Source organism: Vibrio sp. 1F263 (genome assembly GCF_041439035.1).
GTDB lineage: Bacteria > Pseudomonadota > Gammaproteobacteria > Enterobacterales > Vibrionaceae > Vibrio > Vibrio tasmaniensis_A.
Genome location: NZ_JBGONI010000003.1, coordinates 61395 through 73486 on the forward strand (window position 1 = coordinate 61395; position 12092 = coordinate 73486).

Below are 12092 nucleotides of genomic sequence, written 5' to 3' on the forward strand. Positions count from 1 at the left end.
GGGTATCACGCTTTATAGTCAGCATTAGGTGTGTAACGGATTTACTTGGGTATAGAGAGGGAATTGAAAATGCCAAGCAAGTACTGCCTGGCATCGTAATAAGGTTTTGTAGGGTAGATCTGCTAGTGGCGCCTATTTAAGATACTTTACGTGTGCTTCCATCTCTTCACCGATCTGTTTTCGCATGTTCATTAGACGAATAGCAGAATCTCTTAATTCGATGTCTTCTGATGTTTCTGGTACCCATTCTGGCACTTTAGTCGGGTTACCATTTTCATCAACAGCGACCATAATAACGATACAGTGAGTCGTTAGGCGGTTGTTGAGTTCTTTTGGGTCGCTGGCTTGAACATCGATAGCGATGTGCATAGAAGATGACCCTGTATAAATGACCTTCGCACTTACTTCAACAAGGTTACCCACATGGATTGGAGCAACGAATCGAATACCACCAGCGTAAGCGGTAATACAGTACTTACCACTCCATCCAGCAGAACAAGCGTAAGCCGCTAAATCGACCCATTTCATTACGGCACCACCATGAACTTTACCACCAAAGTTCACATCCCCGGGTTCAGCTAAAAAACGCAGAGTAACGTCTCGTTTACCATCTTGTCGGCTATTGTGACTGCTCATCTATCTTCCTTCATTATTATTGTTCTGAATAACATGCTCGTTACTTGCTAATAACAATATACTTAAGATGACATAAATTAAAGCGGATAATCTCACGAACAAGACTATTTTTTCAAACAGATGGCGAGTTGATGACTATTGATGTTTAAAGGAGGTGGACGTGACTCTCCAACAGAGGAGTACTTTATCGAGCAAGTTGGCGGAAGGGTCGATTGAAAAAAAACACCTAGCGGAATGCTAGGTGTTTCTAAGCCGTGTGGTACTCATGTCGGTACCTTTTTGAGTTAGCCAACTAACCGTCGCTTATCTGGTTTAGTTAAAGTGATGGTATCTTAATTAATCCCAAAACGATAGTTAGATTTGTTTTCTTATCAGCTCACTTTCTGTTCGGAAAGTATAGAACCTTCGCGTAGATATTTCCTTTCTTATTATTGCTAGAAAATTCTTTTAATGCATTTTGCAGTAATAATCTGTATTTGTCGGGGAGTTAAGGTGTTAAAACTAAATTGGTATCAATTTTAAAGTATTCACTTTTGTATAAACCAAAGTAACTAGACGGTTCTTTCGTTGCTATAACTATTCCAAATGGCTCATAGTGACCTGGGTTACATGAGCCGTGTGACCATAGGAGAGCGATTAGAGCAACAGTTACCTGCTTTCTGGAGAGTTATTCTAACGCTTTGAATAATTAAACCGTACTTAGTGCATTAAACGGAAGTTGCTGAGATATTGCAATAGTAAACACCATTATTAAGCGCACTTAAAAGCTTCATGAACGAAAAATAAAATCAGAGAGCATGAATCGAGAAATCGACAATAAACAACAGTACCTGCTAACGAGGCAGGTACTGAGTGGAAAATGGAATGGGGCATTGTCGCTGGTTAAGCGGGGTTAGCTTTGTTGAGGGAGAGGTGCCTCAAGCCTTGGTTTTCTTTTGATTTGAGCAAGGATGACACCTGAAATCACCATCACACCACCAATGATGTGGAACTGGTTAATTTCTTCGCCAAGCCATGTCGCGGCTAATACGATCGCAACAACAGGAAGCAAGTTCATGAACATCGCGCTTGAGTCTGCACCAATGGTGTCAATCGCTTTCACCCACATCCAAGGTGCTAAAATTGAAGCGGCAACCGCGGCGTAAGCTATCAATGGGAGCGCTTGTTGCGGTGGTAAAAGCTGTTCGCTGGTAAGCCAAAGTGGCGTAAGCATCGCGACAGCAAACAGACCCTGAATGTAAATCACCACCCAGCTACTGATTGGCATTTTCCAGCGTTTCAATAGCACACAGTAAGAAGCATAAACAAAGGCTGCAATCAGCATATAGCCATCGCCTTGAGTCAATTCTTGATACATGAAGAATAACGGATCGCCTTTACCTAACATCAGAGCTAAGCCTGACAGTGACAACACACCACCCACAATACTCAAACTAGAAATCGACTTGTGCAACAAAGGAACGCTTAGAAATACACTGATCAACGGGACTAAAGACGTGATCAATGCCATGTTGGAAGCGGTTGTGGTTAAGCCGGCGTAGTAACCTAGAGATTGGTTCAACACCATGCCCAAAAAGCCGAGGAACGCTAATTTCGATAGGTTTGGCTTAATGACAGCCCACTGCTTCATCACCGGGCGAATACAGAAAGGCGTGAGAATTAACATTGCAAAAAACCAGCGGTAAAAACTCATCGCGCTAGGTTCTATGGTGCTTGCAGCAAGCTTGTTGACGATTGCATTGGCGCCCCAGATACAGACTGTAAAAAATGGTAAGAGGTAATGCATGTGAATTCCGTGGCGAATGAGTTGATGCGGCCAGTTTGACAGGTCGTTATACTTACAAGTATCTTTAGAAAGACATCAGGCGCGATAGGAAGACAAGTTTGAAAAAACACTCCAGAAACCTTCATCCATCCTTATCAATTGATAAGGCACCATCCAACGTATTTATGAATTTTGAAGCGTTTCTTTCGAACACTGAAACCCGAGTTCATAGCCACTCATGGGGACAGGTTCAATTGATCAGTGGCGGTATATTAGAGATGGAAGCGGAAAGCACTCGATTTCTAGCGCCACCACACTTGGCGATTTGGGTACCGGCCGGGGTGATGCATTGCAGTTATAACCGTAAGCCTTTGGACTACTGCTCGCTAAATATCGCCCCAGAACTCACGCAACACCTGCCAGATAAAACCAGCCTTATAAAGATCACGCCGATTGTGTCTTCTATCATCGATGATTTTCGCGATCGTGGAATCAATGTTGCGGAAAGCCAACAAGATCAAAGGCTTGTCCAGGTACTGCTTGACCAACTTGCGCAACGTGAGGTTGAACACCACTTCTTACCTTCGACCGACAATAAGTACCTCGCGCCTATACTGGCTTCTGTTGAAGAGAACCCAACCGATGAAGTGACACTGAAAGATTGGGCTGAACGTGTCCACACCACGGAAAGAACCCTTTCTCGCCACTGCCAGACGGAGCTTGGAATGAGCTTTACAGAGTGGCGATTACGTGTCCGCTATCTGTACTCGATGGACTTGTTAAGAAACGGCCAATCGGTTAAAGAGGTCGCCCTTACATTGGGCTATAACCAAGCCAGCCCATTTATCACAATGTTCAAACGTTACGCGAACCAGACGCCAGAACAGTATAAGAACCGTTTGTTGTGATTGGTTTCTTTTGTCAAGCGTGTCAATAATCGCTTACTTTCCTTTTTTATGTTTAACTTTTTGTTATTAAAGGATTAATTTTTTCTTGATAGCGGGCGTATACGTTGGTTTCATCAATGGTTTGAATTTGGTTATATAAGCATTTAGTTTTTTTATCGTATTTGAGTGATCATTTATATAATCACTTGCTCAAAATGCCGAGGAAAAATTTGAAGTTTATTATCCCAACGATATCAGTATTAGCTGTAACACTTTCTGCATGCGGTGGTGGTAGCGATAGCGCTGCGCCACCACCTAAAAAGACTAAAACCGTAGTTCCTCAAATGTCTATGACTCCGGCATCAGGAAGTGTTGCAGATCCAAAAGATGACGTTGCAAAAAACTCTTATAGCAGTCCTGTCATGTATTCAGCTAATGCTATAGGTAGCACTGATCTCAAAGAGTGTATCAAGTCTCTAAACCTATTTAATATTTATAGTATTGGTTGGGACGATGAATTTAATGAAGAGCTTTCATCTAAGCAGCAAAAAGATCTCAAAGGTTTTTATGGTGTTTATGGCGCAAACGGAATTGTCGATTACTCTGCCCACACCACCGAAGCTATCGAAGCTAAAGATTGGATCAGTTATTTCTACTACGATGCAAATTTTCAAGATTGTGAAGCGCGTCGTTACAAGTCATATGCCAAGGTCAATAAAGTAGGCCTAGACATTACCGAGCTTAGTTACAAGTACAGTGTAGATGCCGATGCTACGACAAACACACCTCAACAAGATATAAGTAACTATACTGCTTGGCAAAGTGACGCTGCGAAAAACACAGTGGTTGGTTTAGTGACGAACATTACAACAGGTAGTATTCAACACAAGCAGCAACTGAAAAGCTTCACATCCGACAGTGGGCGCTTTGTTGATAACGTCAATTTCAGCAAGATGTTTAGAAATAGCTATTTCTTTGAGTCTTATGACAATGGCGAAGTTGAGTTCCAAGTTGTTGGCGGTAAGGTGATTGATAGATATGCAAAATTAAACCAGTCAGCCCCAGATCCATACTATGCAGTTAACTTGATCTCGGCATACTTCCCAGGTGTTGGAACAAGAATTAATTGGTGTGTACGAGGGAGCCAGTTCGTACTAAACAAAGAGACGCCTATCAGCGAAGCACAATACAGCAGCATTATTGAAAATGGTGATTTGGGAGCTGCTTACTGTGACCCATTTGATGCGAATATCAGCCAAGTTCGTTACTACGATACAAAAGGAAGTATAGTCTCAGACAGCTCCGCAATTGCGCTTGAGTTAAACAATAAGTTGGCACAAGGCACTATTGTTAAAGACAAGTTGGATCAACGAGTAGCAAATAAGAAGTTGTACTTAGGAAAAACACACAGTGAATATTTCCAAGATACTTCTTTGGCGAATCAAGTTGATCAAATCAAAGCCGATTTGACTAAATAGCGTTTTGACGAGCGTTATGAAGGTATGCCTCCATAATCTCTAATCGTAAATTGCCATCCTCGTGATGGCTTTTTCATATCACTAGTGGGTTGGCAAGCAGTCGCGTGGCAAGACCTTCGAAATCTTAAAGATTTGTTTGCGCTTATATCCAATCATGGGCTACCGCCATTAACGAAACAAAACTGGTCAGTACATTCGAGAGGATGGTAACCACATGAATGAGATGCACTAATTTATTCCCTTTAAAGGCTTTAAATGAGTAGATTGTTGAAAGCAAAGATAGGACAAAAAACAGACCAATAGGCCAATACCAATAATACAGGGGGTCAAACTGAGTAAATTCGCATGCAACAACAGCATAAAAAAATCCAACTAAGGATAATAGGCCGTGAGCAGATTGAGCAATCGACCTGGAATTTAAGTAGTAGAGATAAGAAACCATGGGGTAGAAGGCTAATAAAACCCAAACTTGGCTAATCACAGTCAGTTGGTAGTCACTCATAATTCTCTCGATCACCTAATGCCTTGTCAATTTGTTGAAACTATACGACGAAGCTATATGCGTAAACGTTATATACGCAAAAAAATATGCGAGTACTCTAACCAAAAAAGCTAACCATTACAAAGTGCTATTGGAGTCCGTTGAATCGATTGATAAGTAGTTTAATAATGAAGACGGTTATAAGTATTTACCTGCATTTTCATAAGCTTCGATTTCTATCGGTGCTTCAACGTAACCAAAGATGGCTAGCTGCAATAAATATTTTTTAGTAAATGCTTCAAGCCCCAAGTCTTCGACTTGTTTTACATGAATCAATTCATGAGAAAGTAGTAATTTGTCACCTTTTGCTTTGTTAGCGATCCAAATACCATAACCAAATGTTGAACCCGTAAAATAAGGAGAGTCAAGCCCCAAACGTTGCATTTGAAATAGCAACGATTCATTTTCAGGTAAAGGAATTGAATCGGCATAATGTACGCGGATTTTTTCAGGATATTTGATGCCAATCTTATGTGCAATTTCAACGTATTGAGGGAGTAAAGGGATACCTTGGGTTAGTGCTATTTGTTCATTTTTTCTTACATACTTAATAGATAGTGGGAAATATGCTTCTAGTTGCTCTAATAGATGGCTAGGAGGGTTAGCATAGACGTCGTTTTTATCTTCACATCCTAGAATTGAAATAACTAAGATCAAAAGAGTGATAAATTTAAGTGATGCTTTCATTTGTTGTGAGCTCCGTTTTATCGTTATTTGTCTTGTAAGAAAAGTAATTGTCCATTAGTACAATAACAATATTCCCGAAATATATGACTTTGCCTTAGCGAAGGTTCTTAGGGTATTACTCTTTAAACATCGTTGTATTTGAAATAGGGGTTGTATTGCGATGGGTTTCACGTTTTCCCTCGACAAAACAATGAATTAAGTCGAGATCTACAAAGTTATATCCACGGTAGTAAAATTTTCGGTATAGCAAAAGCTTTGGATCGTAATGGTGTTCGTGCCGGTATGCTTAGTACCCAGTCAACTCCATATAGCCCGTACCAGAGTGTGTTCCTTCAATAACGATTGGCCCTTCCCAATAGGGTACAGACAGTGGCATTTTTGCTTCTGGATTGAGTGCCGAGACGGTCAGTTCGATTTGTTGAGTTGGAATCGAAACTTGCCATTCTGTTGGATAATCGCGTCCGTCGATTTCTGTTTGCTTGATAGCGGTTAAGCGGATGTCTTGCTGCTTAATCGCGATGCCAGAGCCATTTTGTTTCATCAGCCTTGCATGGGAATAACTGGCTTTGCCTGTTGTTGAGTTTCGAAGTTGAAATACCACCAAACTGGTTTCATCACTCAGCGTTAGCGCAAACCAATCCCAGCCTTGTTGTGAGTCGAGTAAAAACTGAGAGCTCCATTCTCTGTCTATCCAACCTTTACCAGACACCTGATGCGTGATGCCATCAATGGTTACTTCGCCTGATACATTAATGAATGGTTGGCTGTAGTAATAGGAAGCCACTTTGCCATCGCCACTTTTAGTGCTGTAGCCTTGTTCACCTTGCTTTTGATATGGCGCGTTGCTGGTTAACTTAAGCGAGTAGCCAAACTGATCTGAATTAGCGTTCAAGGTTGCGGGGAATAGGTCATTGCTTGATGAGTTCCATTGCCAGTCATCAAGATAGACACGAAATGGTGAAGAATCGACGCCTGCCAGTTCTGCTTGGTCACGTGACCATTTTTCATCGGCGTAGTGCTTATCTTTAGTGGTGACTGCGCTGTGTGCCATGTAGATTTGCTGACTTTGCCACGTAGTTTCCTTAGTGCTATTGCCACTTTCCAGTGGTGCAGCCGCGAAGCGGAATTGTGTCCACTGCACGCCTAACGCATTGCCGTCTTCATCAATTAAGTTTGCGGTTAAGTACCACCATTCATGACGAAAATTAGGGTGTGCTTGATGGTCGGCAGGGAAGGTGATCTCGATACCTTTTACTACCGGAGAAAATTGCGCTTGATCGATTGCCGTTTCATTCTCGGTTTGTGTTTCTGCGCCAAGTATCGAACCCATATTTTGAGCTGATGGTTGAGTTGAGTCCTCACACCCTAAAAGGAGCAAGATGCCAAGTGTGAGAACGAAAACTCTCATTGATCGATTCATCACAACACCTCACTTTGCAAACTGGATACCACGGGTTTACTGACCAAACGCCACAGTGGAATCAAGGTCGCAAACACAGCCACAAGAATGGTGATGGTTGCGATGCTGAGTGCGTCACTCCAATTCCATACGTAATTTAAGCTCCAACCAAAGGCGCGCAGGGTGACGATGTCCGTTAACACATAACCGACCATGGAGCCGAGTGGTAAAGCGATAACCAGAGTGAAGGTGACCAAAACAACGATTTGCCCGACCACCATCGCCATCAATTTTCGCTGACTAACACCGAGTGCATACAACCTTGCAATGGCGGCTTTGCGTGCATCGAGCAACATGAAACAGGCGCAGAACAACCCTATCACCGCCACCATTAAAGTGACGCCATTAAGCGCCCGAGTGATAGCAAAGGTTTGTGAGAAGATATCTAAAGCGATCGATTTGATCTGCGCTTGATCGTAAAGCTGACTTGGGTGCAGATTGAGTTGTTGGCGTAGCTGTTCGTACACCACTTGTGGGTCGCCAGAGACTTTGATTCCCAAGCTGGTGGGTAAGTCAGTAAATCCGCTTTCGAGCCATAAACTAGGTGAAAGTAACACTTCACCATTCGGTGAGCCGTAATCATGGAAAATCGCCCCGACGATGAGTGTTTTGTCTTGGATCGAGTCGAGCTTGAGTCGGCTTCCAAGGGACAAGCCGAGCTTCACTGCCGTAGGTTCGCTGATCGCTACGAATTCACCTTGGTAAAAGCGCGTCCAGAAATCATCAAGGTGGGATTGAAATACCATGGTTTGCTCAAGTGTGTCTCTGTCTTTGGTACCGAGCAAAGTCGGCAAGCCCTGTAAGTTATCGTCGACATAGTATTGCTTATAAACGGTTTCAACACTTTCAAACTGCTCTAACGCACGTTCCGCATTCGCGATTTCACCTTGGGCAGGGCTAACGTAAATATCGGCATGTAAGCGCTGTTCAAGCCATTGCTTTAACGTGGATTCAAAGCTGCCGACTAAGGTATTCATTCCGATATTGGCGGTGACAGCGAGAAGCAACGCCATCATGGCGAGGGAGAGAGGGGAGATAAGTTCACGCAGCTCAGCGAACAGATATTGTATTAACCCCGATTGGGTGCGTTTTTCGCTCCAGTTCGCTAGCACGCTGAGTGTTTTGGGCAAATACAAAGGAATCGACACCACTAACACACCGAGCCATGCCATGGTGAAGCGATGATGTTCGCTCAGCCATAACCCTGCTAACGCGACAATGGTTAATACCGCCCCGATAACAAACAGCTGATTTTCGTTAGACACTTCCGGTGCTTGATAGAAACCGCCATGGGAAGAGAGGGGTTGTCGCACCCGCTGTTTAAAGTGCTGCCAACAGGCGACAAGCGTTGCGGCCAGCGTGAGTAGCAGTGCCTGCACTAACCATTGCCACTGCCATGTGCCGGGAAGCAGTGTCGCACCATAAAGTTGCTCAAGCGTTATCGCGACGGTTGGATGTAGCCAATGGCTGAGTTGAATGCCGAGAATGAAACCAAGCGACGCGCCCACTGTGACTAACAGAGTCAGCTCGACTAACAGAGCTGAAAATACGATGCTTGGCGCAATGCCGGCTTGTTGAATTTGCACCAACAGCCGATTACGTTTCAGCAAACTGTACTTCACACCGTTGTAAGCGATGAACAGGCCAACTAAAAACGCCAACAAACTCATGGCGGTGAGATTGAGGTGAAAGCTATCGGTAATTGAACCGAGATCCGTGCTTTGGTTGTTGGATATCCATTGCCCTTGCTCGCCAATAAGGCTTTGCCATTTATCCTGAGCATTGCTGTTCGTGTCGCTCTTAGTGTCAAAAATAGCGATGTAGCTCAGTTGCCCTTGCTTGTTAAGCAGTTGCTGAGCGAACCCAATATCCATCAACATTCGGCTACCTAGCTGCCATTCATCTGGTAGCACTACCACTTGAGTGAGCACTTCATCCAAAGTGAGTGCGTCTACTTCTCCCAAGCTCTGGTGTTGTGATTGGCTCATCATCACAATGGGTTCACCCGCCAAGAGTTGCGGCAAAGGTAAGGCATTGTCGAACAGGGAAATGTTTGGTTCTTTGGCTTGAGTATTGCTTTTTTCGTCGACGCGAGAGTGGCGAGCTCTTGAAGTGAGGGCGGCGATCAACTCACTTCCTTGAACTGACCAGCGTCGGCCTTGTTCGTCTCTTACTCGCCCTTCAATTACAGGTAGCGCAGCGCTTAATCCACTCTGTCTTAAGCTGAAGTAGAGCGATTCCGGCAAATAGTTTTGCCCTGCTGGTGGAATGATAAGGTTCAGAGCTTGAGCGCTAAGTTGCTCGGTCGATTCTGCATAACTGCGCTTGGCATTGAGGTTAATGGCTTGCACCGCGACAAACAAGGTGACCGCTAGCACAATGCCGATCAGAATCGCTGCGGCTTGCAATGGTGATTGGCGATAGTGTGCCGCGAATAGGTTCAGAGTTAGTTTGGTATGGGTGAGCTGGTTCTGAGCGAAACCAGTTTGTTTCATTGGATTACTCACAACGCTGCCGCTCTTGGGTTAGCTTCGCGTTCCTTAAACAACCATTATCTAACACCAATTTTGTCTGCATAAAGCTGGCGCATTCTGGGCTGTGCGTAACCAAAAGCACTGCAGTGTTGCCTTGGGTGGTGATTTCACTCAGTAACTTCATTACCTCAATGCCTGCTTTGTGGTCGAGGTTGCCTGTGGGTTCATCGGCAAGCAGTAGCTTGGGTTTGTGAGCTAAAGCACGCGCTATTGCCACCCGTTGTTGCTGACCGCCAGAAAGTGCGGATACGTGTCTTTCTAGTAGCTCGCTGATGCCCAATACATCAACTAAATAATCGCACCAGTCGCTCCATTCTTGTTGATTTAAATGGAGAGGAAACGCGATGTTTTGTTTTACGTTGAGTGGCGTTAATAAGTTGAACTGTTGAAAGATAACGCCTAGTTTTTGATGGCGGAATCGGCTCCACTGTGGATCTTTCCAATCTGATGTGTTCTCGCCATCGAGCCACAATTCTCCACCAGATAGTTCGCCACCGGATAGAGGTTCAAACCCCGCAATGATATTCAGCAGAGTACTTTTCCCACTGCCACTCGCCCCTGTCAAAGCCACGCTTGCCCCTGTCGCCAAAGCGAAATCGACATTGTCCAACACGCTATGAGTGTCTTTACCATCAACAAAGCTTTTGCTGGCATGTGTGAGTGTGACAATAGGGCTTTCCATTTCCTTTCCTTATAACCAAAACTAACCATCAAAAGGTGTCGTTACTTGTGGCTATTACCGAAGCGACAAGCTCTATAAAACTGTAGACAATAATCTCAAACAATAGAGCGATTTATATCGAATTATTAATAACTTGTACTTCGATAAGAGGGAAATAGATCAGTGCGAGGGAGAATACAGATGTTGGTGGGAATGTTTAAGCCATCAAAGATGTTTTCGAATTTGTTGTTAGATGGTTCGTGACCACGTTTATGATACTTAGAGTAAAGACTATTTGCTCTAAATTTTCACGTAAGAAGACGCAATAACAACTTGTTGTTAACGTAATGAGATTAATTTATTCGCGATTGTGTACTTACACCACTAATCGCTAATACAAGATGGCAGATTCTATGATTTTCGAATATTATAGTTTTAATATTGGGATAAATATCACATTTTGGTGCGTGCATGTTTAGTTGTCAGTCCATTTGTAAACAGTTCGTTATACTGCTAGCAGTAATCGTTTGTTCGCTTTTCACTGTATCCGCTAGTGCAGACACGAAAAGCACTTTGCGTGAAGAAACAATAATCATAGGGGTTATTAGCTCTAACCCAAAAAAAGCATTCAAACGTGCTCAGCCTTTTGCTGATTACTTAGCTGAAAATCTATCTAACGATGATATCAAAACAGGCCAAGTTGTTGTCGCCCGCGACTCTCGTCAAATGGCTCGTTGGATAAAAAGCGGTCAGGTAGATCTGGTTTCTGAAACGGTGTTTGCAGCACAGGAATTAATGCAATATTCGGGTGCTGAACTTTTAGCAAGACGATGGAAAAGCGGTGTGGCGGAATACCATTCAATCTTCTTTTCCAAACGCAATAACGGGGTCGACTCCCTAGGTGACCTGCGAGGCAAAACGGTTGTCTTTGAGGATGTCGGTTCTACTAGTGCATTTCTTGTCCCTGCGGCGATACTGCTTGGGCAAGGATATAAGCTCTATGAGCTAAGCTCCCCTAGAGAATATCCACCGAAAGACAAGGTGGGTTATTTTTTCTCCGATGAATATTCAAAGTCTGGAGGAGAATCTAACATGATGAGCTGGGTTCATCGTAATATTGTTGCGTCAGCTGCATTTAGTAATCTCGATTGGGAGAAAGAAATTCCCGAGCAGGTAAAACAACAGTTACAGGTAATCCATACTTCTCAAGCGATTCCCCGCTCACTAGTACTAATACGCCCTGATCTCTCCTCCGAACTTAAGCAAAACATGCTCTTAGTATTGCTTGCGGCTCATGAAAGTGAGGAAGGTAAACTGGCTTTGAAAGCCTATAAGAAGACGAAAAAGTTTGATGCTATCACACCAGAGATTGTAGAAAGCATTTCTTGGGCGGAAGCGCAAAAACGACTGGTTGATGAATACATCTCCCGTTAACTAGAGAAGT

The 12092-nt window shown here is 43.6% G+C and carries 10 protein-coding genes; 3 read left to right on the forward strand and 7 right to left on the reverse strand.

Annotated features, from left to right (window positions below):
- Positions 1 to 132 precede the first annotated feature (132 nt).
- Both ACED25_RS02785 and ACED25_RS02790 read right to left on the reverse strand, forming a co-directional pair.
- Positions 133 to 636 (reverse strand): acyl-CoA thioesterase, encoded by a 504-nt coding sequence (locus ACED25_RS02785; protein WP_012600206.1) that lies wholly within the window; start codon positions 634 to 636, stop codon positions 133 to 135.
- 892 nt (positions 637 to 1528) lie between these two features.
- The gene (locus ACED25_RS02790) at positions 1529 to 2422 is read right to left on the reverse strand and encodes a DMT family transporter (RefSeq protein WP_371694570.1); all 894 of its coding nucleotides are present in this window, start codon (positions 2420 to 2422) and stop codon (positions 1529 to 1531) included.
- Between the two features lie 98 nt (positions 2423 to 2520).
- On the opposite strand from ACED25_RS02790, the gene ACED25_RS02795 reads away from it, so the two are divergent.
- On the forward strand, positions 2521 to 3309 hold the full coding sequence (locus ACED25_RS02795; RefSeq protein WP_371694571.1) for a helix-turn-helix transcriptional regulator: 789 nt from the start codon (positions 2521 to 2523) through the stop codon (positions 3307 to 3309).
- 209 nt (positions 3310 to 3518) lie between these two features.
- Positions 3519 to 4766 (forward strand): hypothetical protein, encoded by a 1248-nt coding sequence (locus ACED25_RS02800; protein WP_371694572.1) that lies wholly within the window; start codon positions 3519 to 3521, stop codon positions 4764 to 4766.
- A gap of 142 nt (positions 4767 to 4908) precedes the next feature.
- On the opposite strand, the gene ACED25_RS02805 is transcribed toward ACED25_RS02800, so the two are convergent.
- From ACED25_RS02805 to ACED25_RS02825, 5 genes are all read right to left on the reverse strand, one after another.
- On the reverse strand, positions 4909 to 5268 hold the full coding sequence (locus ACED25_RS02805; protein WP_371694573.1) for a hypothetical protein: 360 nt from the start codon (positions 5266 to 5268) through the stop codon (positions 4909 to 4911).
- A 177-nt stretch (positions 5269 to 5445) separates the two neighbouring features.
- Positions 5446 to 5994 carry a hypothetical protein gene (locus tag ACED25_RS02810; protein WP_017096225.1) on the reverse strand — a complete coding sequence of 183 codons (549 nt, stop codon included), beginning with the start codon at positions 5992 to 5994 and terminating at the stop codon, positions 5446 to 5448.
- A gap of 286 nt (positions 5995 to 6280) precedes the next feature.
- Positions 6281 to 7414: a lipocalin-like domain-containing protein gene (locus tag ACED25_RS02815; RefSeq protein WP_371694574.1), complete on the reverse strand. Its 1134-nt coding sequence runs from the start codon at positions 7412 to 7414 to the stop codon at positions 6281 to 6283.
- The gene (locus ACED25_RS02820; RefSeq protein ID WP_371694575.1) at positions 7414 to 9948 is read right to left on the reverse strand and encodes an ABC transporter permease; all 2535 of its coding nucleotides are present in this window, start codon (positions 9946 to 9948) and stop codon (positions 7414 to 7416) included. The genes ACED25_RS02815 and ACED25_RS02820 overlap by 1 nt, the downstream gene beginning before the upstream one ends.
- A 4-nt stretch (positions 9949 to 9952) precedes the next feature.
- Positions 9953 to 10669 (reverse strand): ABC transporter ATP-binding protein, encoded by a 717-nt coding sequence (locus ACED25_RS02825; RefSeq protein ID WP_371694576.1) that lies wholly within the window; start codon positions 10667 to 10669, stop codon positions 9953 to 9955.
- Between the two features lie 552 nt (positions 10670 to 11221).
- On the opposite strand from ACED25_RS02825, the gene ACED25_RS02830 reads away from it, so the two are divergent.
- Positions 11222 to 12082, forward strand: coding sequence for a phosphate/phosphite/phosphonate ABC transporter substrate-binding protein (locus ACED25_RS02830; RefSeq protein ID WP_371694577.1), 861 nt, complete (start codon positions 11222 to 11224; stop codon positions 12080 to 12082).
- Positions 12083 to 12092 lie beyond the last annotated feature (10 nt).